The sequence below is a fragment of the Enterobacter sp. CCUG 70166 genome (genome assembly GCF_020224095.1).
Lineage (GTDB): Bacteria > Pseudomonadota > Gammaproteobacteria > Enterobacterales > Enterobacteriaceae > Enterobacter > Enterobacter intestinihominis.
In genome coordinates, this window is sequence record NZ_NRIQ01000027.1 from 147,457 (window position 1) to 172,317 (window position 24,861).

The following is a 24,861-nucleotide window of genomic DNA, read 5'->3' on the forward strand; positions in this document are numbered from 1 at the left end:
TTTCATTACATAACAGGGCGAAAATATGTTTATTTTCCATAAAGAGACCACGCTTGAGGATTTGGGCAACGGCGTGACGCGTCGTATTCTGGCGCACGATGGCAGGATGATGGCGGTGGAAGTGAATTTCGAGCAAGGTGCGATTGGCCCGCTGCATAACCACCCGCATGAGCAGCTCACCTACGTTCTCTCGGGGGAATTTGAGTTCACCATTGGCGAGGAAAAGCATGTGGTAACGGCGGGCGACACTCTCTATAAAAAGCCGCACGTGATGCACGGCTGCGTTTGCCTCAAACCCGGCACCTTGCTGGATACCTTTACGCCGGTACGCGAGGATTTCCTGAAATAAAAAAAGGCGCTCATCAGAGCGCCTTTTTTCATGTTATTCCGTAACCGGCTCAGGAAGTTGTTCCGGCAGCGGGTTGCGGGAGCGCATTGCTTCGCGCAGCAGCACGCTGCCACAGGCGAACAGCCCACCCAGAATACCCGCCAGCAGCACGATCAGTGCTTTGCCCGGGCCATCTTTTTTCACCGGCATAGAAGGAGAGAGCTGGTATTTGAACGGCTCCAGGCTCACGTCTTCGAAGGAGAGTTTTTGCAGCTGCGCCAGATAGTATTCGCGGTTCTGGAAATCGGCGTTCAGCTCAGAAACATCCTTCAGATTTTTTTCAATCTGCAATTTCTGCGCAATCCCGTCCGCGCCGAGCGCGACGGAGTAATCCGGATCGTCTTTCACCGCCTGTCCGTTACTGTAAACCGGCTTTTTGATCCCTGCCGCGTTCGCCACTTCCAGCGAGTAGTTAAGGCGTTGCAGGTTGGTATTGTGGATATTGGTCAGTCGAACCCGATCCAGCTCCAGCTGCTGCTGAACCGTTTTGGTTCTCAGGATCAGCTGATCGCGGATGTTTTGCATGGTCTCCTGCTCGACGATGCGGGAAATGTACTGAATGTAACCATTTAACACTTTCTGCGCGTCCTCTGCCGTTGGGGCAGTGAAGCTTAACGTCCAGGAGAGATACGGTGCTTTATCAGCATTTTTTTCCTGGGTGTTATCAATAGCCTTCATCTTTTCGGCGATATTGACCACCGCGCGGTGCAGCTCCAGCGGGTCAACCTCGGCGCCATCGAGCTGAGCCATCACGTAAGGAGAGCTCTTCATGTACTCTTCAAGCAGGGACTGAGACTGAAACTTTTTGATAAACAGATTAAATATATCCGCACGGGTAACTTTAACGTCCACATCAAGCACCTGCAGCGTCACCATCATCTGGCGCAGCGAACTCCACTGCGTCTGTTCCGCTGGCGTAATGACCGCTTTACTGGTCCATTTTTGCGGTATCAGGAAGGCGATTGCCAGGCCGACCAGTGCAAATGCAAACACAATGGTAATGATGCGTTTTTTTGCTGCCAGCAGGACGTCCAGCAGACCCAGGAGATCTATTTCTTTAGCGCTCACCGCCGGGGGAGCATAGTGAGGAAAGTTGAGATCCGTATGTTGTTTGAAATCCATTGCTGACATAACTGTTCTTCTTTTAAGGATGCAGTGAAATTCTGCCTGACTGGTTCCGGTTTGAGAAATCATACAAGAATGTAAGAATTATCTGAATGCCGAATTGGTACATCTGTAGACCTGCTATCAGATCTGGTAGTTAGCCACGCTGCGTGACTATTGTTTTTCCCGTTTCCACTTGTGCTTCGTCTCGCCTCCTCGCAGCCCCGACGAACGTCCGTGAAAAGGCAAAAATGCCACCTCCCTCACTATATTGAAACAGCGTTTCGACGCTGATCACATTTCCATCATTAAGCGAATGACGCAGAAATAAATCGCAATAATATAAAATAAAACGATGTTTTAGTATCCAAGAACGGCGGTTCAGCTCTTTTGAAACCCAACGCATTTAGCGCAAAGAGGAAGGCAAAAAAGCGTTAATAAACAATTTTATATTTAGCCGACGCCAGATATTGCACCCTAAAATTCAGCTCTCATGCCGCGCGATGCTGGCCTGGGAAGATGTAACAAAGCAGATTCCGTTTTAAACCATTGATCGCCAGGTAGGTATGTATGAATGAAAACAAGCTGCTGGGGCTCGCATGGATATCACCCTACATCATCGGGTTGATACTCTTTACGGCATTCCCCTTCGTCTCATCATTTTTCCTCAGCTTTACGGATTACGATTTGATGAGTCCTCCGGTGTTTAACGGCATCGAAAACTATCGCTACATGTTTACCGAAGACACGCTCTTCTGGAAATCAATGGGCGTGACCTTTGCATACGTATTTTTAACCATTCCGTTAAAGCTCGCCTTCGCATTAGGGATTGCCTTTGTCCTGAACTTTAAATTACGCGGCATCGGATTTTTCCGTACTGCCTACTATATTCCGTCGATCCTCGGCAGTTCCGTCGCCATTGCCGTATTGTGGCGCGCCTTATTTGCCATCGATGGCCTGCTGAACAGCTTTATCGGCGTATTTGGTTTTGACCCGGTGAACTGGCTGGGTGAACCGTCACTGGCGCTAATGTCCGTTACCCTGCTGCGCGTCTGGCAGTTCGGTTCCGCGATGGTCATCTTCCTGGCCGCGCTGCAAAACGTACCGCAGTCCCAGTATGAAGCGGCGATGATCGATGGCGCATCGAAATGGCAGATGTTCATGAAGGTGACCGTGCCGCTGATTACGCCGGTGATCTTCTTCAACTTCATCATGCAGACCACGCAGGCGTTCCAGGAATTTACCGGGCCGTACGTGATCACCGGCGGCGGGCCGACCTATTCGACCTACCTGTTCTCGCTCTACATCTACGACACCGCGTTTAAGTATTTCGATATGGGTTATGGCGCGGCGCTGGCGTGGATCCTGTTCCTGGTGGTGGCCGTCTTCGCCGGTATCGCCTTTAAGTCGTCGAAATACTGGGTGTTCTACTCCGCCGATAAAGGAGGCAAAAATGGCTGATATTCAACAACTCTCCACGGCAAGAAGCATCGCCGAACGCGAAGTAGCCCGCACGCTGCGCAGAGAGAAAATCAACGCCACCGTTCGCTATGCGATCCTGCTGTTTGTCGGCCTGCTGATGCTTTACCCGCTGGTGTGGATGTTCTCCGCGTCGTTCAAACCGAACCACGAGATCTTCACCACCCTGAGCCTGTGGCCTGCCCATGCCACCTGGGACGGCTTCATCAACGGCTGGAAAACCGGCACCGAGTACAACTTCGGCCACTACATGCTGAACACCTTTAAGTATGTGATCCCGAAAGTGATCCTGACCATTATCTCCTCCACCATCGTGGCGTATGGCTTTGCCCGCTTCGAGATCCCGTGGAAGAAGTTCTGGTTCGCCACACTCATTACCACCATGCTGCTGCCAAGCACCGTGCTGCTGATCCCGCAGTACCTGATGTTCCGTGAAATGGGCATGCTGAACAGCTATATGCCGCTGTACCTGCCGCTGGCCTTCGCCACCCAGGGGTTCTTCGTCTTCATGCTGATCCAGTTCCTGCGCGGCGTCCCGCGTGACATGGAAGAGGCGGCGCAGATTGACGGCTGTAACTCCCTTCAGGTGCTGTGGTACGTGGTTGTGCCGATCCTTAAACCGGCCATTATCTCCGTCGCCCTGTTCCAGTTCATGTGGTCCATGAACGACTTTATCGGGCCGCTGATTTATGTCTACAGCGTGGATAAATACCCGATTGCACTGGCGCTGAAAATGTCCATCGACGTCACCGAAGGGGCGCCGTGGAACGAAATTCTGGCAATGGCGAGCATCTCCATTCTGCCATCCATCATTGTCTTCTTCCTGGCACAGCGCTACTTCGTACAGGGCGTCACCAGCAGCGGAATTAAAGGTTAAGAGGGAAATACCATGGCTGAAGTTATTTTCAACAAGCTGGAAAAGGTCTACTCCAACGGTTTTAAAGCGGTACACGCTATCGATCTTAAAATCGCCGAAGGGGAATTCATGGTGATCGTCGGACCATCCGGCTGCGCCAAATCCACTACTCTGCGCATGCTGGCGGGACTGGAAACCATCAGCGGCGGCGAGGTGCGTATCGGCGACAAGATCGTGAACAACCTCGCGCCGAAAGAGCGCGGGATTGCGATGGTGTTCCAGAACTACGCCCTCTATCCACACATGACGGTGCGCGAGAATCTGGCCTTTGGCCTCAAGTTGAGCAAGCTGCCGAAAGATCAGATTGAGTCCCAGGTGAATGAAGCCGCCAAAATTCTTGAGCTTGAAGAGCTGCTCGACCGCCTGCCGCGCCAGCTTTCCGGCGGCCAGGCGCAGCGCGTGGCGGTAGGCCGTGCGATTGTGAAAAAACCGGATGTGTTCCTGTTCGATGAGCCGCTTTCAAACCTCGACGCCAAACTGCGCGCCTCGATGCGTATCCGTATTTCCGACCTGCATAAGCAGCTGAAGAAATCTGGAAAACCGGCCACCACCGTTTACGTGACCCACGACCAGACCGAAGCGATGACCATGGGCGACCGCATCTGCGTGATGAAGCTTGGCCATATCATGCAGGTGGATACGCCGGACAATCTCTACCACAAGCCGAAGAACATGTTCGTGGCGGGCTTTATCGGCGCGCCGGAGATGAATATACGCAAAAGCGTGCTGGTCGAAAAAGCGGGACAGCTGCACATCGCCATTGGTGATGAAACCATGCCGCTGAACGCGGAGAAGCAGGAGAAAGTCGCCGCTTACGCGGGTAAGGAGATCTTCTTCGGCGTGCGCCCGGAATTTGTGTCGCTCTCTGATGAGCCCTTCCCGAACGGCGGCTGTAGTGGGGAGATGGTGCGCGTTGAGAATATGGGCCACGAATTCTTTGTGTACCTGAAGGTCGCGGACTACGAACTGACCGCCAGAATCCCGTCCGATGAAGCTAAACCAATGATTGATAAGGGACTTCATCGTAAGGTGTATTTCACGTTTGATATGAATAAGTGTCATATTTTTGACGCAAAAACTGAACAGAACCTCTCTCTCTGATGGAGTGATAAAAATGAAAAAAGTGCTTTTAAGCGCAGCTATCTCCGCGACCCTGGGCCTTACCGCTTTGCCATCGATGGCGCAGAATGTGGATTTACGGATGTCCTGGTGGGGCGGCAACGGCCGTCACCAGGTCACCCTGAAAGCGCTGGAGGAGTTCCATAAACAGAACCCGGACATCAACGTGAAAGCGGAATACACCGGCTGGGACGGTCACCTCTCCCGTCTGACCACCCAGATTGCGGGTGGAACCGAGCCAGACGTAATGCAGACGAACTGGAACTGGCTGCCGATCTTCTCCAAAACCGGTGACGGCTTCTACGATCTGAACAAGATGAAGGAGGTGATCGACCTGTCGCAGTTCGATCCCAAAGAGCTGCAAACCACCACCGTGGATGGCAAGCTGAACGGCATTCCGATCTCGGTGACGGCGCGGGTGTTCTACTTCAATGACGAAACCTGGAAAAAAGCGGGTATTGCGTACCCGAAAACCTGGGACGAGCTGATGGCGGCCGGTAAAACCTTCGAGAGCAAGCTCGGTAAGCAATACTACCCGGTGATCCTCGAGCACCAGGATACGCTGGCGCTGCTGAATTCGTACATGATCCAGAAGTACAACATTCCTGCGGTGGATGAGAAAACCAAAAAGTTCAGCTACACAAAGGAACAGTGGGTGGAGTTCTTCCAGACCTACAAAAAGCTGATCGACAGCCACGTCATGCCGGACACCAAATACTATGCCTCGTTTGGTAAGAGCAACATGTATGAGATGAAGCCGTGGATCCAGGGAGAATGGGGCGGCACCTATATGTGGAACTCCACCATCAACAAATATTCCGACAACCTGAAGCCACCGGCGAAACTGGAGCTGGGCAGCTACCCAATGCTGCCGGGTGCCACCGACGCGGGCCTGTTCTTCAAACCGGCGCAAATGCTGTCGATTGGTAAGTCGACCAAAAACCCGGAAGCGGCGGCGAAGCTGATTAATTTCCTGCTCAACAGCAAAGAAGGGGTCGATACGCTGGGCCTTGAGCGTGGCGTACCGCTGAGCAAAGTGGCGGTGCAGTATCTGACCGAAGACGGCACCATTAAAGAGGACGATCCTTCCGTGGCAGGCCTGCGTCTGGCGCAGTCGTTGCCGGCGAAACTCACCGTCTCGCCATACTTTGACGACCCACAGATTGTGGCGCAGTTCGGTACTTCTTTGCAGTATATCGACTACGGGCAGAAAACCGTGGAAGAGACGGCCGCTGACTTCCAGCGTCAGGCGGAGCGTATTTTGAGACGTGCGATGCGGTAAACACTAAGCAGCTTACCCGGCCTACACGGTATCGTAGGCCCGGTAAGCGAAGCGCCACCGGGCAATTACATTACACGCCGATATTACGTAGTTTCTCCCCTCTCATCAGCTTGCGTTCAATATGCTCCAGGGTCACGCCCTTGGTTTCGGGGATCAGCCAGAAGGTCACACCGATAAACGCCACGTTCAGCACCGTATAGAGCCAGAAGGTGCCTGCCGCGCCAATCGCATCCAGCAGCGTCAGGAAGGTCGCGCCAATGATCATGTTCGACACCCAGTTGGTGGTGGTGGAACAGGTGATACCAAAGTCGCGGCATTTCAGCGGCTGTATTTCAGAGCACAGGATCCACACCACCGGCGCGGCGCTCATCGCGTAACCGGCGATACACATCATGGTCATGCCCACGGAGAGCCAGGAGAGGCCGCTTGACGCCGTGCCGTTATCGAACTGCATCAGGCAGTAGCCAAGGATTAAGGTGCCGAGCGCCATCACGCTAAAGCCAATTTTCAGGGCGGGTTTACGTCCGGCCTTATCAACGGTGAACACCGCGATAAAGGTGGCGAACATAAAGGTCAGCCCCACCACCAGCGTGGCGATCATCTGCTGTTCGGTGGTGGTAAAACCGGCCATTTTAAAAATGCGCGGGGCGTAATACATAATGATGTTCATCCCCGTAAACTGCTGCATCGCCTGTAACAGCATGCCGAGGAACACCGCGCGGCGCACGTTGCGGTTCGCCTTAAACAGGGACCAGCCGCCCTGCTTCAGCTTCAGGCTTTCGCGGATTTCGTTCAGCTCTTCACGCGCTTTTTCAGACGTGTCGCGCAACATGCGCAGCACCTCTTCCGCCTCCACGTGACGCCCTTTTTGCGCCAGCCAGCGCGGGCTGTTCGGCAGGAAAATGACTAACACAATCAGCACCAGCGCAGGCAGCGCCAGCACGCCAAGCATTGCCCGCCAGTTGCCGCTGTAGCTGAAGTACGTATCCGACAGAAACGCCAGCACGATACCGAGCGTCACCATCAGCTGATACATACTGATCATCTTCCCGCGCACGTTCTCACTTGCCATTTCAGAGAGATAAAGCGGCGCGGTGTAGGACGCGATACCCACCGCTACGCCAAGCAACACGCGTGAAAGCAGCAGCACTTCTATGTTTGTCGCAAACGCGGAGCCGATGGAGCCTGCGACGAACAGGATCGCCCCAACCATCAGGCTGTATTTGCGCCCGAGACGGAACGACAGCCAGCCGTTAAACAACGCGCCGATGGCCGCGCCCAGCATCATGCTGCTCACCACCCACTCTTGCAGGCGGTTGCTTAACGTAAAGTGGTCGGTAATAAAGGGCAGTGCGCCAGCGATAACGCCGATATCCAGACCAAACAGTAGACCGGCTACGGCGGCCGCAACAGAAACAAACTGGTTCATGCGTCGGGTATCGCGCAGCGCAGCGGGCATAAGGGTAGAGTCATTTATAGATGTCATAGTTTCCTGCCTCAACAGCGAAATTCGTTAAGTGAAATTACGAGATACCGGAAGAAAGTGTCAGGTCGGAACTGGTGAAGATATGGATTATTTCGCTACGACATACCGTTCTGTGATGGACATTACAATTTCAAATCAGGGTGGTTTAACCTTATTTTTTATTAATTAGTTAATATTTAAGCAATAAATGTGTGATACCCGTCATTTATTCCTTTTTAGTATGGATTTTTCATCTTTAAGGATATGGATAAAGCCAATTTTGGCGCAAAAAAAAACCTCCACCCGAGGGCAGAGGTTCTTTATTAAGGCTGAATTAACGTGCCAGCCAGCCGCCGTCAACGGCGACGGTATAGCCGTTAATGTAATCCGAAGCCGGAGAAGCCAGGAACACAACCGGGCCCATCAGATCGCTCGGCAGACCCCAGCGACCCGCTGGAATACGTTCCAGAATTGCCGCGCTGCGCTCTTCATCAGCACGCAGCTGCTGGGTATTGTTGGTGGCCATGTAGCCCGGCGCAATCGCGTTGACGTTGATATTGTGCTGCGCCCACTCGTTCGCCAGCAGACGGGTCACGCCCATCACGGCGCTCTTCGATGCGGTGTAAGACGGTACGCGGATGCCGCCCTGGAAAGAGAGCATGGAGGCAATATTGATGATCTTGCCGCCTTTCCCCTGCGCGATGAAGTGCTTCGCAGCCGCCTGGGACATAAAGAACACGCTCTTGATGTTCAGGTTCATCACGTCGTCCCAGTCCGTTTCGCTGAAGTTAATCGCATCTTCACGGCGAATCAGGCCCGCATTGTTGACCAGAATATCGATATGCCCGAACTCCGCCACCGCGCGATCCAGCAGTTCAGGGATCGCATCGATTTTGCGCAGGTCCGCGGTCAGGCTCAGGAAACGACGGCCCAGCGCGGTGACGCGCTCGATGGTTTCCGTTGGCTCTACGATGTTAATCCCGACGATATCACAGCCCGCTTCCGCCAGACCTAACGCCATACCCTGCCCCAGCCCGGTGTCACACCCGGAAACCACAGCCACTTTACCCTGCAGAGAAAATGCATCCAGAATGATGTTTGTTCCTTAATCGTTCAGCGCCTGTCATCAACAGGCAGATGTATGCTTAACTGCCTGCGACTAGCGCAGATCCTTAACAGCGACGTGGTCCATGTCATCGAAGACCTGGTTTTCACCGACCATACCCCAGATAAAGGTATAAGCTTTCGTTCCCACGCCAGAGTGGATGGACCAGCTTGGCGAAATGACCGCCTGCTCGTTGTGCATCACGATATGGCGAGTTTCCTGCGGCTGTCCCATCATGTGGAACACGCAGGCATCTTCATCCATGTTGAAGTAGAAATAGACTTCCATACGGCGCTCGTGGGTATGGCACGGCATGGTGTTCCACAGGTTGCCCGGCGCAAGCTCGGTCAGCCCCATGCTGAGCTGGCAAGTTTCCAGCACATCCGGTACGAAGTATTTATTGATGGTGCGGCGGTTGCTGGTGAGGTTGTCACCAAGGGTCACCGGGGCAACGTCCGCTGGCGTGACTTTTTTGGTTGGGTAAGTCGTATGAGCCGGGGCGCAGTTGTAGTAGAACTTCGCCGGTTTGCTGCCATCGATGCTGGCGTACACCACTTCTTTCGCGCCTTTTCCGACGTACAGCGCGTCACGGTGACCAATTTCGTAGCACTGGCCATCGACGGTTATGGTGCCCGGCCCGCCAATGTTAATCACGCCCAGTTCACGGCGTTCGAGGAAGTAGCTCACGCCCAGCTGTTTGCCCACTTCACCGCCCACGGAGACGGTTTTCGCCACCGGCATAATCCCGCCCACAATAATGCGGTCAATATGGCTGTAGACCATGGTGTACTTGTCGGCTTCGAACACTTGCTCAACTAAAAACTCACTGCGCAGCCCCTGAGTATCCAGCGTTTTTGCGTGCGCACTGTGGATGCTTTGTCTGACGTCCACGTAAACCTCCAGAATTGATCGTGCCCGAAGGCAAAGATGAATAACGAAACAATGTTCCGTTTTCGTGATGAACACATATTATCCCCTGTACATGGGGTTTTCAATTACATTTAAAACAACGTTTCATTTTTTCTGTATGTTTATGCCAGAAATGGTGTTTCGATCACGATAAATCTTTAAGCCCCTCAATCTGGCTAAAGAAACTGAGAATTTGCGCTGTCAGTCACACACAATGAAACGATGTTTTGATAATTTAACACCTAGTTTTCAACCTATATTACGCGTTCAAAGGAGTGCATTATGGCTAAAGGTATGCGGGTCAAGCTGAACTACGAGGTCAGCCGCGATCCGGATACAGGCGTGGAAGTTACCCGCCTGACCCCACCGGAAGTAACCTGTCATCGCAACTACTTTTACCAGAAGTGCTTCTTTAACGATGGCAGCCACCTGCTGTTCGCCGGGGAGTTCGACGGTCACTGGAACTATTACCTGCTGGATCTGAAAAACGCCGAAGCGGTGCAGCTGACCGAAGGCGCGGGCGATAACACCTTTGGCGGGTTCCTCTCTCCGGACGATCAATCCCTCTACTATGTGAAAAACGATCGCACCCTGCTTGAGGTGGATTTAAAGACGCTGGCAGAGCGCGAAGTGTACCGCGTCCCGGAAGAGTGGGTTGGCTACGGCACCTGGGTCGCGAACAGCGACTGCACCAAACTGGTGGGTATTGAGATTGCCAGACGTGACTGGACGCCACTCAACGACTGGAAAATTTTCCACGACTTCTTCCACAAAGGGCCGCACTGCCGCCTGCTGCGCGTTGATCTAAAAACGGGTGAAAGCACCACCATCCATGACGAGAAGATCTGGCTGGGACATCCGATTTATCGCCCGTTCGATGACAATACCGTGGCCTTCTGTCATGAAGGGCCACACGACCTGGTTGACGCCCGCATGTGGCTGGTCAACGAAGATGGCAGCAACGTGCGGAAAGTGAAAACGCACGCGGAAGGGGAAAGCTGCACGCATGAATTTTGGGTGCCGGACGGGTCCGCGCTGATCTACGTCTCTTACCTGAAAGGTCAGCAAGGGCGCACCATCTCCCGCTTCAATCCGGACACCGGCGTGAATGAAGCGGTAATGAACATGCCCGCCTGTTCGCACCTGATGAGCAATGTTGACGGCACCATGCTGGTTGGCGACGGTTCCGGCACGCCTGTCGATGTGAAAGACACCGGCGGCTACACCATTGATAACGATCCTTATCTGTATGCCTTTGACGTGGCGAAGAAAGCCTATTACCGCATTGCCCGTCATGATACTTCCTGGGCTACGGTGGCGAACAGCCGCCAGGTAACCCACCCGCATCCGTCCTTCACGCCGGACGAAAAAGCGGTGCTGTACAGTTCCGATAAAGACGGCAAACCGGCCCTCTATATCGCGAAACTCCCCGAGCAACCTGAAATGTTGCATGCCTGAATGAGTTAGTGTTTCTGTAACTGGCCTTGCCCTCCGATTCGGAGGGCTTTTTTTTGGGTGATTGCGGCGCTTTTTGCCGGGTGGCGCTAACGCTTACCCGGCCTACGAAACGACTGATTCGAGAGAAAGTGTAGCCGGGTAAGCGCATCGCCATCCGGCATACGAAACGACGGAGTGGAAGGAAAGTGTAGGCCGGGTAAGCGAAGCGCCACCCGGCGGTTTTTAGCGAAGAAGCTGGATTATCAGAAGGAGTACGCCACGCCTAAACGGAAACGGGTCTGGCGTTCGTCAGTGTCTTTAACCCCCACGTTGCCCACCTCAACATACGGTGCCCAGTTTTTATCCCATTTGTAGGCCAGCTTGGCGTTATATTCATTGGAATAATCTTTATTGTTATTTCGGGCCACGCCTTCAGAGCTTTTCGCGTAAACATAGTTCAGCTCGGTACGCCAGTCACCTAATACCCAACCGACCCACGCATCACCACGGTTAACTTTATCATCGTCCTTATTTGAGCTTGACGGGTAGCGGGTATATTCATAACGGTAACGCGCGGCCACGTAGAAGCCATTATCGAAACTATATTGCACATGCAGATTCGGTTTATAAATGGTACGACTGTCTGTGCTTTCAATCGTAAACGCAGGCGTCAGGGCGATATTGTCTGTCGCTTTCCAGCGCCAGCTAATCTGATCTTCGTGACCGTTCCCCACCACATCCGCGAATGGCTGATCTGCCTTGTCCCCGCCTGATTTCCACTTCGCCTCGACTGAAAAACCGAAGCCATTGTCAAAGCGGTGCGAGACGGCAACACGGTCGGCATTCGAGCCGCTGTCAATATATTCGTGACGCAGATCGACGGTAACGGCGCTAGCCGCAAAAGAGGCACTAATAAGGGAAGCAAGGAGCAGAGATTTCTTAAACATGAAAAAACCCTCAATTAAAATAACGTTTCGTTTTTATGAAACTTTAGTTTATTTTTTATGTACCGTTATTTTAGTGACAAGGATCGAAATTATTTGTTTCATTTTTTTTGGCAAAGATCGACGTGAACCTCATCAACAAAAAAGGCGTATAACGCATAAATTCCAGGCGTGAGATCACACTAAGAACTTCACAAAGCGAATAATTCACCGCGCAATAATTATTGTGGGCTTAAGAAAGAACGCAGAAGTGTTAAAAAAGGATTCTGCAGACATAAAAAAACCTCCCGAGGGAGGCTTTCTGTGCGCAGAGGGGGAAATTACCGTTCGATAGCCAGGGCTACCCCCTGCCCTCCGCCAATGCAGAGCGTTGCGATCCCTTTTCGGGCGTTACGCTTTTTCATTTCGTGGACTAGCGACACCAGAATGCGGCAGCCGGAAGCGCCAATAGGATGACCGAGCGCGATCGCACCGCCGTTGACGTTGACCCGCAGCGGATCCCATTCCAGCATTTTCCCGACCGAGATCGCCTGTGCAGCAAAGGCTTCATTGACTTCAATCAGATCTACATCGTTCAGCTGCCAGCCCGCCCGCTCAAGACAGCGGCGCGTGGCATAGACCGGGGCGATCCCCATTAACGCAGGATCAACACCCACGCTGGCAAACGCTTTGATGCGCGCCAGCACCGGCAGCGCCAGCTCCTGGGCTTTGCTTTCACTCATCATCATCACCGCCGCCGCACCGTCGTTAATGGATGATGCGTTACCTGCCGTTACAGAACCGAGCGTTTCGAAGGCCGGATCGAGTTTTGCCAGCCCTTCTGCGCTGGCATCGGTGCGCGGCTGCTCGTCGGTATCAACGATGAGCGCTTCGCCGTTCTGGCGCAGGGTACTGACCGGGACAATTTCATCGCGAAAACGGCCGGAGTCGATCGCCGCGCGTGCTTTTTGCTGCGAGCTAAGCGCATACGCATCCTGAAGCTCGCGGCTGATGCCGTATTCCCGCGCCAGGTTTTCCGCCGTTACGCCCATATGGTAGTCGTTGAAGGCGTCCCACAGCCCGTCATGAACCAGGCTGTCAAGCAGTTGACTGTTCCCGAGCTGCGCGCCGGTCCGGCTGTCGGTCAGGACATGCGGGGCGCGGCTCATGTTTTCCTGCCCTCCGGCAATGACCACGTCCGCTTCACCGCACTGGATAGCCTGCGTCGCAAGATGGAGCGCTTTCAAACCTGAACCACAGACGTCGTTGATGGTAATCGCCGAAACGGTATTAGGCAGGCCGCCCTTCAGCGCCGCCTGGCGCGCAGGGTTTTGTCCCGCGCCAGCGGTCAGCACCTGGCCGAGGATCACCTCATCAATTTCATGTGCGGCAACCCCGCTGCGTTCCACCAGCGCTCTTACCACCACGCTGCCGAGATCAACCGCAGAGTGACGCGCAAGCGCTCCCTGAAAACAGCCGATAGCCGTACGTAACGCACCCACTATAACGACATCTTTCATCACGACCTCTGTGCAAAATGACATGACGATAGTAGAGGATTGTTATCAACAATTGACGCAAATGTTTAAAATTAGTGAGTTTAGTCACAGGATTATCGTGCGTCCTGCAAGTACTGGCGCAGCCAGCTTCCGGCGACGCCGGGCGGGGTTCTTTTGTTCCATACCAGATCGATGGCAATCGACCTCGGCCAACCCGGCACGTTCAGCTGCACCAGCGATTTCGATGCGGCAAATTCGTCGACCAGCGCGCAGGGTAACGCGCACCAGCCAAAGCCCTGTACCGCCATGCTCAGCAGCAGCAGATAGTTCGGCGCAGACCAGACCGGCCCGCGCGCAAGGGGCGCTTCCCGTTCAAGATAGGTACTCAGCCGCAGCTCGCGCCAGCCATGCAGCTCGTCCGCCTGCGTCTCATGTTGCCCTGCCAGAGGATGTCCGGCAGAAACGTAAATAGCCATCCGCGTCTGCATAGGCAGGCGGGTCGCGCCAATATCGGTCGGGTAGCTGTCGCGTGCTTCCGTCAGGCCAATTTGCGCCCGCTCCTTTTGCAGCAGATCGATCACGTCCTCCTCTTCCCCAATCAGACACTCGAATTCGGTGTGCGGAAAACGCTGGTCGAACTGGCTCATCATCTCTTCCAGCACGGCCGGGTTAAGCGTATCGGAGAGAACAAAGGTAAAACGCGCCTCCGTTTGCGCCGTTAAGGATACGGCCAGCTCATCAAGGCGCGCGCTGGCGGCGAGGATTGACTGGACATAGCCCAGCACCTGTTCACCCTGGGCGGTTAACACCGGGTGACGCGCCGAGCGATCAAACAGCTCAAAGCCAAGGTCAGCTTCAAGGTTGGCGATGGAGGTGCTGATGGTGGACTGGCTTTTACGCAGCCGTCGTGCCGCAGCTGAAAACGAACCTGCGGCGACAGTTTCAACAAACGCGGTCAGTGCTTCGGGAGAATAACGCATGATGTATCTACTTTATCGATGGATACCATCTTTTATATATCACCTTAAGCGATAAGAATAGGCCGCATCAACGCCCATACTGGCGTCTATATGAGGTAAATATGCAACATCAGGATGCACTCCAACGTAAATTGCCGGAGCGGATCTTCCATGCCGTCTGTTTTGAAGGTATTGCTACGGCGATCCTCGCCCCTACGGCCGCGTGGCTAATGCAGCGCTCGGTGGTTGAAATGGGGGGTCTCACTATTATTCTGGCGACCACGGCAATGCTCTGGAACATTATCTATAACTTTGGCTTCGACCGTTTCTGGCCCGTTCAGCGGGTGAAGCGCACGGCAAAAGTGCGCGCCCTGCATGCGCTGGGTTTTGAATGCGGCTTTATTGTGATTGGCGTAACCATCGTTGCCGCCGTGCTGGGCGTGACGCTGCTCCAGGCCTTCACGCTGGAGATTGGTTTCTTCCTGTTCTTCCTGCCGTACACCATGCTCTACAACTGGGCGTATGACACCCTGCGGGAGAAAATTATCAAGCGCCGCCAGCAACGTCGCGCCCTGGCAAGCGAATGACCTTCCGGCCGGAGACCTTCTCCGGCCCAACCCCAGCGAAGCAACGGCGACCTCAACGCATAATTATGGTAAATTGCACTCCTTTTTGTTCGTTTTATAGTTGATACGTTGCTCTAATGTCGAAAATTTGGTCAAAAGAAGAGACTCTCTGGAGTTTCGCCCTCTACGGCACTGCCGTGGGCGCAGGAACCCTGTTCTTGCCCATTCAGCTCGGCTCTGCTGGCGCGATTGTCCTGCTGATCACCGCCCTTGTGGCGTATCCCTTAACCTACTGGCCGCATAAAGCGCTGGCGCAATTTATTCTGTCGTCGAAGACGAAAGGCAACGAAGGGATCACCGGTGCCGTTTCCCATTACTACGGCAAAAAGATCGGCAACCTCATCACCACGCTCTATTTCGTGGCCTTCTTTGTGGTGGTTCTGATTTACGCGGTGGCGATAACCAACTCACTTACAGAACAGCTGGCGAAACGGATGACGGTGGATACCAGCGTGCGGATGCTGGTGAGTTTTGGCGTGGTGCTGATTTTGAATCTGATCTTCCTGATGGGGCGGCACATCACCATTAAGGTGATGGGTTTCCTTGTCTTTCCGCTGATCGCCTATTTCCTGTTTGTCTCGCTGTATCTGACGGGCAGCTGGCAGCCGTCGCTGCTGACCAGCCAGATGGCCTTCGACCAGCATACGCTGCACCAGGTGTGGATATCGATCCCGGTGATGGTTTTCGCTTTTAGCCATACCCCGATCATCTCGACCTTCGCCGTAGATCGTCGCGAGAAATACGGTCAAGAGGCTATGGGTAAATGCAAAAAAATCATGAAAGTGGCGTACCTGATCATCTGCCTCAGCGTGCTGTTCTTTGTGTTCAGCTGCCTGCTTTCGATTCCACCGTCCTATATCGTGGCGGCAAAAGAGGAAGGGGTGACGATCCTGTCCGCGCTGTCGATGATGCCTTCGTCCCCGGCATGGCTGGGCATTTCCGGTGTTATCGTGGCAATTATAGCGATGTCGAAATCGTTCCTCGGCACCTATTTTGGCGTGATTGAAGGGGCAACGGAAATTGTGAAATCGTCGCTGAATCAGGTGGGTGTGAAGAAAAGTCGTGCCTTTAACCGCGCGGTTTCGATTCTCGGCGTGTCGCTGATTACCTTTGCGGTCTGCTGCATCAACCCGAATGCGATCTCCATGATTTACGCCATCAGCGGTCCGCTTATCGCCATGATCCTGTTCATCATGCCGACGCTGTCGACGTACCTGATCCCGTCGTTAAAACCGTACCGCTCCATCGGTAACCTGCTGACGCTGATTGTGGGTGTGCTGTGTGTGTCGGTGATGTTTGTCGGTTGAGTGTGCTGCCCGGCGCAATGCCGGGCATCTGTTTTACGCCCGAATATCGTCATACTCCCGCGTATTATCAAACTCATGCTTCGCAAACGGACACAGCGGGATAATTTTACGGTTCTCCCCGCGCATCTTCTCTACCACCTTCGCCACCAGCTGCTTACCCACACCCTGCCCTTTCAGGCTCGGATCCACATCGGTGTGCTCGATGATGCTCAGATGCTCGCCGGTCGGGACAAAGACGATCTCCGCAACCTGATTGCCTTCGGCGTCGTTGACATAAAACTTGTTATGGCCTTCAAGAATATCCATGGTTCCTCACTTATTTTAGGCGGTACTTCAGCGCACCGCTCGGGCAGGTATCAATTACGCGCGCAACAGTTTCTGCATCCACTTCATCCGGTGCAATCCAGGGTTTACGCTTCAGGTCGAACAGCGCCGCGCTGCCGCGTACGCAGTTGCCCGAGTGTTTGCAGATCCCTGTGTTGAAGTAGACATCGATTTTCTCACCGGTATAGGCCCGGTACCCTGCATCCAGTAGCTCCTGATCCATGACATTGCCTCTGTAATTATTGTGGTGACGAATGCAGCATACCCTCACCCGATCCGCCTGACCACGTCAAAAACGACGATCGGATACACTGTTTCGGCTCGTTATTTTACTTCTCGCTTAAGACTATTCCGATTATAAAGATTCAGGTCGGCAAGATATATTTTTGCGCTACGTCAATTCTTGTAATCATTTCCGCCGCGTTCATATTAAGATTATTAGCTAAGCGGAATCCTAACGACACAAGTTATTTCCCCCTAAGCAATGGATTTACTTCCGATTTTCAAAAATCGTAACGAAGCGGTATTTTCCCCGCATCTCTGGAAATGGCGCAAAACAACCCAGACAGGAAATTTGACTCTTCTCACATAACGACTAATGTTAATTTCTGAACGACAACTGATACGAATTACTTATCGTATCACCTGACATAAACGCAACATGAGGGTTGATATATGGCAGAGCAACATCGTGGTGGTTCCGGTAATTTCGCGCAAGACCGTGAAAAAGCATCAGAAGCTGGACGTAAAGGCGGCCAGCACAGCGGCGGTAATTTCAAAAACGATCCGCAACGCGCATCTGAAGCGGGTAAGAAAGGGGGACAGAACAGTCACGGCGGGGGCCGTAAATCTGATAACTCCTGATCTTATTTAAAGCTCTTATAAATATACCGAGAGCATGCTGCGGGCCTGTCGGCTCGCAGTACCTTCCCTTTATTTCACTGGAGCGAATATATGAATATGAAAACTGTTGAAGATGTATTTATTCACCTGTTATCCGATACCTACAGCGCTGAGAAGCAGCTGACCCGCGCGCTAAGCAAGTTAGCCCGTGCCGCATCAAGCGAGAAGCTGAGCGCTGCCTTCACGGCTCACCTTGAGGAGACGCAGGGACAGATCGAACGTATCGATCAGATTATTGAGCAGGAATCCGGCCTCAAGCTGAAGCGCATGAAATGCGTTGCAATGGAAGGCTTAATTGAAGAAGCCAACGAAGTTATTGAGAGCACTGAGAAAAACGAAGTGCGTGACGCTGCATTAATTGCCGCCGCACAGAAAGTCGAGCACTACGAAATTGCCAGCTACGGCACCCTGGCCACCCTGGCCGAACAATTAGGCTATAAAAAAGCCGTTAAACTTCTTGCAGAAACGCTGGAAGAAGAAAAAGAAACCGATCTCAAATTAACCGATCTGGCTGTCGGCAATATTAATCAAAAAGCCCAGAAAGGATAAATAATAATTTGATGAGCATCAGCACCAACAATTAACCAGAAAATAAATCACAGGAGTTAATTATGAATCATGTAGAACACTACCATGATTGGCTACGCGATGCCCATGCGATGGAAAAGCAAGCCGAATCCATGCTGGAATCAATGGCCAGCCGTATTGATAATTATCCCGACTTACGTGCACGAATTGAACAACACGTTAATGAAACTAAACATCAAATTACCGTGCTGGAAGAAATTCTCGACCGCAATGATATTTCCCGTTCGGTCATAAAAGATTCCATGAGCAAAATGGCTGCGCTCGGCCAGTCCATTGGCGGCATGTTCCCTTCCGACGAAATTGTTAAAGGCTCCATCAGCGGCTACGTTTTTGAGCAGTTTGAAATTGCCTGCTACACCTCTCTGCTGGCCGCGGCCAAACAAGCGGGCGATACCGCCTCCATTCCAGCCATTGAATCCATTCTGGAAGAAGAGCGCCAGATGGCGGACTGGCTGATTCAACATATTCCACAGACGACGGAACAGTTCCTGCTGCGCTCCGACGCGGACGGCGTTGAAGCGAAAAAATAACGGAAGAGGGAGAAACTATGTTTCGACACGTAAAACAGCTGCAATACACGGTACGCGTAGCCGAACCGAATCCGGGTCTGGCTAATCTTCTGCTTGAGCAGTTTGGCGGGCCACAGGGCGAACTTGCCGCGGCATGTCGTTACTTTACGCAAGGATTGAGCGACGACGATCCCGGTCGTAAAGATATGCTGATGGATATCGCGACCGAGGAGTTAAGTCACCTGGAAATTATCGGCACCCTGGTGGGTATGCTTAATAAGGGTGCGAAAGGTGAACTGGCGGAAGGCGTTGAAAATGAAGCGGAGCTGTACCGGTCCATGACCGAAAACGGCAATGACAGTCATATCACGTCCCTGCTCTACGGGGGCGGTACTCCGCTCACTAACTCCGCAGGCGTACCGTGGACGGCGGCGTACGTGGATACCATTGGCGAACCCACCGCGGATCTGCGCTCTAACATTGCGGCCGAGGCGCGCGCCAAAATTATCTACGAACGGCTTATTAACGTAACGGACGATCCAGGTGTTAAAGATGCGCTGGCGTTTTTAATGACGCGTGAGGCAGCACACCAGCTTTCGTTTGAGAAGGCGCTCCAGTCGATCCGTAACAACTTCCCACCGGGTAAATTGCCGCCAATCGAAGAGTACACCAACAAGTACTACAATATGTCTGAGGGGGGAGAAGTTCGCGGAAGCTGGAACAGCGACAAGCACTTCGACTACGTGGAATCTCCTCAGCCAGCGGTCGATGGCGGTGACGGCGGCGCAAGCGTAACGCTCACAACAGAGCAGGCTACGCTGGTCAAAGCAATGTGCGCACGTACGAAATCCGATCCTAAAGCCGATCCGCTTACCGGTGCCGAGCTTGGCGCGGGTAAGAAAAAACCGTAACCGGTTTTGCCAGGCAGCCTGAGGCTGTCTGGCAATGCCTTGTGGGCTATCAGTTCCAGAGGTACGGAGCATGTTCGAGCTTGATGCGTTTCATCTGGCCAGGATACAGTTCGCCTTTACCGTCTCTTTCCATATTCTCTTTCCGGCAATCACCATCGGGCTTGCGAGCTATCTGGTGGTTCTCGAGGGCATGTGGCTTCGCACAAAAAATGATGTCTGGCGCTCGCTTTACCATTTCTGGCTGAAAATTTTCGCCGTTAACTTTGGTATGGGCGTGGTTTCCGGGCTGGTAATGGCTTACCAGTTTGGGACTAACTGGAGCGGATTTTCCCAGTTCGCAGGCAGCATAACCGGCCCTCTGCTCACTTATGAAGTCTTAACCGCCTTCTTCCTCGAAGCCGGATTCCTGGGCGTGATGTTGTTCGGCTGGAACAAGGTCGGCCCCGGCCTGCACTTCTTTGCCACCTGCATGGTAGCGCTGGGCACGCTGATGTCCACCTTCTGGATCCTCGCCTCCAACAGCTGGATGCACACCCCGCAGGGCTTCAGTATTCAGAACGGTCAGGTCATTCCCGAAGACTGGCTGGCCATTATTTTTAACCCCTCATTCCCTTACCGTCTGATCCATATGTCCATCGCCGCCTTCCTGTGCAGCGCCTTGTTTGTGGGCGCGTCCGGGGCATGGCATCTGCTGCGCGGCAACGACACGCCCGCTATTCGCAAAATGTTCTCCATGGCCATGTGGATGGCGCTGCTGGTCGCGCCCATCCAGGCAGTCGTTGGGGATATGCACGGCCTGAATACGCTTGAGCATCAGCCTGCCAAAATCGCCGCGATTGAAGGCCACTGGGAAAATCCGCCCGGCGAGGCTACCCCGCTGCTGCTGTTCGGCGTACCGGATATGGAGGAGGAGCGCACCAAATACGGGCTTGAAATTCCGGCGCTCGGCAGCCTGATCCTGACGCACAGCCTGGATAAACAGGTCCCGGGGCTGAAAGATTTCCCGAAAGAGGACCGCCCGAACTCGCTCATCGTCTTCTGGTCTTTCCGCATTATGGTCGGCATGGGGCTGCTGATGATTACGCTTGGTGTGCTGAGCGTCTGGCTGCGCTATCGCCGCCGACTCTATCACTCGCGACCATTCCACTGGTTTGCCCTGTGCATGGGGCCAGCCGGACTGCTTGCGCTGCTCGCCGGGTGGGTCACCACCGAAGTGGGCCGCCAGCCGCGGGTCGTCTACGGCTATCTGCGCACGATAGATGCGGTGTCTCTGCACAGCACGTTGCAGATGAGCATCAGCCTGCTGGCCTTTATCGTGGTCTACTGTTCAGTATTTGGCGTGGGTTATGTGTATCTCGCCCGGTTGATAAAGAAAGGGCCGCAGCCTGTCGGCACGCTAACGTCTAATACGTCGGGCACCCCTGCCCGTCCGCTGTCCGCCGCCGAGTCTGTTCCGGAAGAGGAGAAGATCTGATGGGCGTCGATATCCCGGTCATCTGGTTTGCCATTATTGTCTTCGCCACGCTGATGTACATCATCATGGACGGTTTCGATCTCGGTATCGGCATGCTCTTCAGCTTTGTGGGCGATGCCAAAGAGCGCGACGTAATGGTGAACAGCGTCGCTCCGGTATGGGACGGAAATGAAACCTGGCTGGTTCTCGGCGGCGCAGGGTTGTTCGGCGCGTTTCCGCTGGCCTACGCGGTGATTATCGATGCCCTGACCATCCCGCTGACGGCCATGCTGATCGGGCTTATTTTCCGCGGCGTGGCATTTGAGTTTCGCTTTAAGGCGACCCCTTCCCACCGCAAATTCTGGGACTATTCTTTTGCTGGCGGTTCCCTGCTGGCAACCTTCAGCCAGGGGATCGTGGTCGGCGCGATGATCAACGGCTTTGACGTGGAAGGGCGACGCTTTGTGGGCTCCTCGCTGGACTGGTTAACCCCGTTTAACCTGTTCTGCGGGCTGGGTTTGATTGTCGCCTATACCCTGCTGGCTACCACATGGCTGATCATGAAAAGCGAAGGCGCGCTGCAAAACCGGATGCGTGAGCTGACCCGCCACGTGCTGCTGGCACTGATCGCCGTTATTGCGGTGGTGAGTATCTGGACCCCGCTCGGCTGGCAGTTTGTCGCCGAGCGCTGGTTTACACTGCCTAACTTCTTCTGGTTCCTGCCGGTTCCGGTTCTGGTGGCGGTATTCAGCCTGTGGATCTGGCGGCTGACGCGCAATCCCGACAGCCATGCCCGTCCGTTCCTGTTAACGCTGGGCCTGATTTTCCTCGGCTTTAGCGGACTGGGCATCAGCCTGTGGCCACACATTATCCCGCCGCACATCACCCTGTGGGAAGCCGCCGCGCCGCCTGCCAGCCAGCTGTTTATGCTGATCGGCACGCTGTTAATCATCCCGGTGATCCTGGTTTACACCGCCTGGAGCTACTACGTCTTCCGGGGCAAAGTGTCTGATACCGAAGGTTATCACTAAGGATTGCTATGGCAGGCTGGCATACACGCGCCATTATTTACCAGATTGATACCGCCCTGTTTTACGATCTTAACGGCGATGGCTGTGGCGACATCGCCGGGATCGCCGCGAAGTTGCGCTACATCCGCCGGATGGGCGCGACGGTTATCTGGATCACCCCGTTTTACCTCACCCCTTTTCTCGATGAAGGCTATGACGTAAGCGACCATTTGCAGGTCGATCCCCGCTTCGGCAAGCTCAACGATATCATCGCCTTTATTGAACAGGCGCGGGAGCTGGGGATGAAGGTCATTATTGAGCTGCTGATCCAGCACACCTCGGATGCGCATCCCTGGTTTCAGCAAGCCCGCCGCAACCCGCAGTCACCCTACCGTGACTATTATCTCTGGTCTGACACGGACGAGGACGATACGCCACCGATGTTCCCCGGCGTGGAAAAGAGCGTCTGGACATGGGACGACGAAGCGGGGCAATACTACCGGCATATGTTTTATCACCACGAGCCGGATCTCAATCTGGCCTCCCCGGCGGTGCTGAAGGAGGTTGAGAACATCATCATCTTCTGGCTAAAGCTCGGGGTGTCGGGCTTTCGCCTGGATGCAGCGTCGCACCTGACAAAACAGGCCGGGCGTGGAGATGAAAAACGCGGCCTGTGGATCCTGGAGCATCTGCGCCGTCTTATCGAACAGCGCAATCCGGACGCGATCCTGCTCGGCGAAGTCGACGTGGAGGTCGACGCCTACAAAGATTATTTTGGTCAGAATGACCGGCTCAACCTGGTGCTGAATTTCTGGCTCAATAAGTACTTTTACGTCAGCCTTGCAGAGAAGAGCGCACGACCGCTGCGCAACGCAGTGAAGAAGATGATCGTGCCGCCGGACTCCTGCTGCTTCGCCAACTGGCTGCGCAATCATGATGAGCTGGATCTGGAAGGGATAGGCAAAAAAGCGAAGCAGACCGTCATTGATGCCTTCGCCCCTGATGAAGAGATGAGCGTGTATCAGCGAGGGATCCGCCGCCGTCTGGCGCCGATGCTTAAGGGCGATCGAAAGCGGCTGGCCTTTTGCCATGCGGTCTTGTTTTCGCTGCCGGGCGTACCGGTCATGCGCTACGGGGATGAAATTGGAATGGGCGATGATTTAGATCTGGAGGAGCGTTACGCCGTACGCACCCCGATGCAGTGGGCCGGATCGCAGGGCGGCGGTTTCTCAGATACCGACCCGAAAACCTTTATCGCCCCAATGATTGACCATGGTCCGTACCGCTATCAAAAAATCAACGTGGCGGATTCGCTGTTGCACCGCAACTCCCTCCTGCACTGCATTATCGATATCGCCAATACGCGCTCGGAGTTTCCTGAGATCGGCGTCGCGCCGTTTCGTCTTATTACTATCGACAACGATGCGGTACTGGGGATCTATTACGAAACCGACACGCGCAGCATTCTGACCTTCGTTAACTTCAGCGATAAGCCCGTTAATTTTACCGCCAGAGGGATCCGGCATGCGACCTGGACCGCATGCCTGGCGGACAAACGCTACGACGACGCGCTGGTATGCGGCAAAACCGTCGCGCTTAACCTCAGCGGCTATGGCTACCGCTGGTTCTGGACCGATCGTACCGCACTGCGCTGATTATCGTCTCCGCGAGAGCAGCAGACGCGCCACGATCGCGCCTGTGACGGCGAGGGAGCCGAGCAGCACTTTCCCCGGCATGCCGGAGGTAACGCTGGTGGCGCGCTCTTTTGCTTCGTCGGTGAAATGCCCGTGGATTTTATGCAGATCGTTAACCGGCTGATCCAGATAGTCCTGACGGTCATCCGCCTTTAGCGTATCGGTCATCTGCCCTTCCCAGGCCTTTTTAACCATCAGCCGGTCCAGAAAACCGGGGAAAAGAAACTGCCCGACAATCGACTGGACGGTGCTGCTGCCCACCCATAGCTCCCGCACCGGTTTCTGCGCCACCTTAAAAATAGCGCTGGCGGCCACTTCCGGCTGAAATACGGGAGGAACCGGGCGCATCGCCCAGGCAAATTTATTCCTCGCCCACTCGAACTGCGGCGTATTGAGGCCCGGCATCTGTACCATTGCGATCTGCACCCGGCTGTTTTCATGCATCAGCTCGGTGCGTACGGCATCGGTAAATCCGCGGATCGCGGCCTTCGCGCCACAGTAGGCTGACTGCAAGGGAATGGAACGGTAGGCCAGCGCGGAGCCAACCTGAATAATCGTTCCGCGATCGCGAGGGGTCATTAACTCCAGCGCGGCGCGGGTGCCGTTAACATAGCCCAGATAGGTCACCTCGGTGACGCGGCGAAACTCCTCCGGGGACATGGTGCGAAACGGCGCCAGCATCCCGCCCATGGCGTTATTCACCCACACATCGATGGCTCCAAGCCGGTATTCAATTTCGTTAGCAGCATCGGTCACCGCCTTGCTGTCCGCCACGTCGGCCTGAACGGCACACGCGTTGATCCCGAAACGGCGCAACTCCTCTTCTGTGGAGCGCAGGCTCTGCTCATCGCGGGCAATAATGCCTACATCGTAGCCCGCTTTAGCAAAGTGCAGCGCCGTGGCTTTCCCCACGCCCGCCGTACCGCCGGTAATAACGATAACAGCCATAGC

At 54.1% G+C, this 24,861-nt stretch carries 25 protein-coding genes; 15 read left to right on the forward strand and 10 right to left on the reverse strand.

All coding sequences use genetic code 11. The annotated features are described in order from the left end of the window. Positions 1 to 25: 25 nt before the first annotated feature. Positions 26 to 349 (forward strand): cupin domain-containing protein, encoded by a 324-nt coding sequence (locus CKK19_RS11995; protein ID WP_022649249.1) that lies wholly within the window; start codon positions 26 to 28, stop codon positions 347 to 349. A 33-nt stretch (positions 350 to 382) separates the two neighbouring features. Here the strand turns inward: CKK19_RS11995 and wzz(fepE) are convergent, their stop codons facing one another. Next, positions 383 to 1,519, reverse strand: coding sequence for an LPS O-antigen length regulator Wzz(fepE) (gene wzz(fepE), locus CKK19_RS12000; protein ID WP_063853203.1), 1,137 nt, complete (start codon positions 1,517 to 1,519; stop codon positions 383 to 385). Positions 1,520 to 2,062: 543 nt separating this feature from the next. On the opposite strand from wzz(fepE), the gene CKK19_RS12005 reads away from it, so the two are divergent. From CKK19_RS12005 to CKK19_RS12020, 4 genes are read left to right on the forward strand one after another with little or no spacing between them, the layout of a single operon-like run. Continuing rightward, positions 2,063 to 2,953, forward strand: coding sequence for a carbohydrate ABC transporter permease (locus CKK19_RS12005; RefSeq protein WP_003862825.1), 891 nt, complete (start codon positions 2,063 to 2,065; stop codon positions 2,951 to 2,953). Then, positions 2,946 to 3,848, forward strand: a complete 903-nt coding sequence (locus CKK19_RS12010; RefSeq protein WP_022649251.1) for a carbohydrate ABC transporter permease — start codon at positions 2,946 to 2,948, stop codon at positions 3,846 to 3,848. Before CKK19_RS12005 ends, CKK19_RS12010 begins: the two co-directional genes overlap by 8 nt. Positions 3,849 to 3,860: 12 nt before the next feature. Then, positions 3,861 to 4,988 carry an ABC transporter ATP-binding protein gene (locus CKK19_RS12015; protein ID WP_038416631.1) on the forward strand — a complete coding sequence of 376 codons (1,128 nt, stop codon included), beginning with the start codon at positions 3,861 to 3,863 and terminating at the stop codon, positions 4,986 to 4,988. Positions 4,989 to 5,001: 13 nt separating this feature from the next. Continuing rightward, positions 5,002 to 6,288: an ABC transporter substrate-binding protein gene (locus tag CKK19_RS12020; RefSeq protein ID WP_032626062.1), complete on the forward strand. Its 1,287-nt coding sequence runs from the start codon at positions 5,002 to 5,004 to the stop codon at positions 6,286 to 6,288. A gap of 70 nt (positions 6,289 to 6,358) precedes the next feature. On the opposite strand, the gene CKK19_RS12025 is transcribed toward CKK19_RS12020, so the two are convergent. The 3 genes from CKK19_RS12025 to kduI form a co-directional block, all read right to left on the reverse strand. Beyond that, entirely contained in the window at positions 6,359 to 7,774 is a 1,416-nt protein-coding gene (locus CKK19_RS12025) for a sugar porter family MFS transporter (protein WP_022649253.1), read from the reverse strand. Positions 7,775 to 8,087: 313 nt separating this feature from the next. After that, entirely contained in the window at positions 8,088 to 8,849 is a 762-nt protein-coding gene (gene kduD / locus CKK19_RS12030) for a 2-dehydro-3-deoxy-D-gluconate 5-dehydrogenase KduD (protein ID WP_003862835.1), read from the reverse strand. A 63-nt stretch (positions 8,850 to 8,912) separates the two neighbouring features. After that, positions 8,913 to 9,749 carry a 5-dehydro-4-deoxy-D-glucuronate isomerase gene (gene kduI / locus CKK19_RS12035; RefSeq protein ID WP_063853204.1) on the reverse strand — a complete coding sequence of 279 codons (837 nt, stop codon included), beginning with the start codon at positions 9,747 to 9,749 and terminating at the stop codon, positions 8,913 to 8,915. A 300-nt stretch (positions 9,750 to 10,049) separates the two neighbouring features. Here kduI and CKK19_RS12040 point away from each other — a divergent pair, with 300 nt between their 5' ends. Next, positions 10,050 to 11,225 (forward strand): oligogalacturonate lyase family protein, encoded by a 1,176-nt coding sequence (locus CKK19_RS12040; RefSeq protein WP_022649254.1) that lies wholly within the window; start codon positions 10,050 to 10,052, stop codon positions 11,223 to 11,225. Between the two features lie 242 nt (positions 11,226 to 11,467). Here CKK19_RS12040 and CKK19_RS12045 read toward each other — a convergent pair whose 3' ends face one another. The 3 genes from CKK19_RS12045 to CKK19_RS12055 all read right to left on the reverse strand — a co-directional run bounded on the left by CKK19_RS12045 (position 11,468) and on the right by CKK19_RS12055 (position 14,606). After that, the gene (locus tag CKK19_RS12045) at positions 11,468 to 12,151 is read right to left on the reverse strand and encodes an oligogalacturonate-specific porin KdgM family protein (protein WP_003862842.1); all 684 of its coding nucleotides are present in this window, start codon (positions 12,149 to 12,151) and stop codon (positions 11,468 to 11,470) included. A gap of 317 nt (positions 12,152 to 12,468) precedes the next feature. Further along, a complete protein-coding gene (locus CKK19_RS12050) occupies positions 12,469 to 13,647 on the reverse strand; it encodes an acetyl-CoA C-acetyltransferase (protein WP_032626064.1) in 1,179 nt (392 codons plus the stop codon). A gap of 92 nt (positions 13,648 to 13,739) precedes the next feature. After that, positions 13,740 to 14,606, reverse strand: a complete 867-nt coding sequence (locus tag CKK19_RS12055; RefSeq protein ID WP_038416634.1) for a LysR family transcriptional regulator — start codon at positions 14,604 to 14,606, stop codon at positions 13,740 to 13,742. Positions 14,607 to 14,707: 101 nt separating this feature from the next. Between CKK19_RS12055 and CKK19_RS12060 the strand changes: the two genes are divergently transcribed. Next, positions 14,708 to 15,172: a multidrug/biocide efflux PACE transporter gene (locus CKK19_RS12060; protein WP_022651793.1), complete on the forward strand. Its 465-nt coding sequence runs from the start codon at positions 14,708 to 14,710 to the stop codon at positions 15,170 to 15,172. A 116-nt stretch (positions 15,173 to 15,288) separates the two neighbouring features. Beyond that, complete coding sequence (locus tag CKK19_RS12065; RefSeq protein WP_063853205.1) at positions 15,289 to 16,518, forward strand: amino acid permease; 1,230 nt, start codon at positions 15,289 to 15,291, stop codon at positions 16,516 to 16,518. A 33-nt stretch (positions 16,519 to 16,551) separates the two neighbouring features. Here the strand turns inward: CKK19_RS12065 and CKK19_RS12070 are convergent, their stop codons facing one another. After that, positions 16,552 to 16,824, reverse strand: coding sequence for a GNAT family N-acetyltransferase (locus tag CKK19_RS12070; RefSeq protein WP_006811846.1), 273 nt, complete (start codon positions 16,822 to 16,824; stop codon positions 16,552 to 16,554). Positions 16,825 to 16,834: 10 nt separating this feature from the next. Continuing rightward, positions 16,835 to 17,065 (reverse strand): 4Fe-4S mono-cluster protein YjdI, encoded by a 231-nt coding sequence (yjdI, locus tag CKK19_RS12075; RefSeq protein WP_022649260.1) that lies wholly within the window; start codon positions 17,063 to 17,065, stop codon positions 16,835 to 16,837. 452 nt (positions 17,066 to 17,517) lie between these two features. On the opposite strand from yjdI, the gene CKK19_RS12080 reads away from it, so the two are divergent. The 7 genes from CKK19_RS12080 (at position 17,518) to CKK19_RS12110 (ending at position 23,871) form a co-directional block, all read left to right on the forward strand. Beyond that, positions 17,518 to 17,706 carry a general stress protein gene (locus tag CKK19_RS12080; RefSeq protein WP_022649261.1) on the forward strand — a complete coding sequence of 63 codons (189 nt, stop codon included), beginning with the start codon at positions 17,518 to 17,520 and terminating at the stop codon, positions 17,704 to 17,706. 90 nt (positions 17,707 to 17,796) lie between these two features. Further along, positions 17,797 to 18,294: a ferritin-like domain-containing protein gene (locus CKK19_RS12085; RefSeq protein ID WP_003862851.1), complete on the forward strand. Its 498-nt coding sequence runs from the start codon at positions 17,797 to 17,799 to the stop codon at positions 18,292 to 18,294. Positions 18,295 to 18,356: 62 nt separating this feature from the next. Then, entirely contained in the window at positions 18,357 to 18,863 is a 507-nt protein-coding gene (locus tag CKK19_RS12090; RefSeq protein ID WP_038416640.1) for a ferritin-like domain-containing protein, read from the forward strand. Positions 18,864 to 18,880: 17 nt separating this feature from the next. Next, positions 18,881 to 19,753, forward strand: a complete 873-nt coding sequence (locus tag CKK19_RS12095) for a manganese catalase family protein (protein WP_022649263.1) — start codon at positions 18,881 to 18,883, stop codon at positions 19,751 to 19,753. Between the two features lie 70 nt (positions 19,754 to 19,823). After that, positions 19,824 to 21,227: a cytochrome ubiquinol oxidase subunit I gene (locus CKK19_RS12100; RefSeq protein ID WP_225455144.1), complete on the forward strand. Its 1,404-nt coding sequence runs from the start codon at positions 19,824 to 19,826 to the stop codon at positions 21,225 to 21,227. Continuing rightward, positions 21,227 to 22,237, forward strand: coding sequence for a cytochrome d ubiquinol oxidase subunit II (gene cydB, locus CKK19_RS12105; RefSeq protein ID WP_022649265.1), 1,011 nt, complete (start codon positions 21,227 to 21,229; stop codon positions 22,235 to 22,237). Before CKK19_RS12100 ends, cydB begins: the two co-directional genes overlap by 1 nt. 8 nt (positions 22,238 to 22,245) lie before the next feature. Continuing rightward, positions 22,246 to 23,871, forward strand: coding sequence for an alpha-amylase family protein (locus CKK19_RS12110; RefSeq protein ID WP_063854311.1), 1,626 nt, complete (start codon positions 22,246 to 22,248; stop codon positions 23,869 to 23,871). Here the strand turns inward: CKK19_RS12110 and CKK19_RS12115 are convergent, their stop codons facing one another. Continuing rightward, the gene (locus CKK19_RS12115; RefSeq protein ID WP_063854313.1) at positions 23,872 to 24,858 is read right to left on the reverse strand and encodes an SDR family oxidoreductase; all 987 of its coding nucleotides are present in this window, start codon (positions 24,856 to 24,858) and stop codon (positions 23,872 to 23,874) included. Positions 24,859 to 24,861 lie beyond the last annotated feature (3 nt).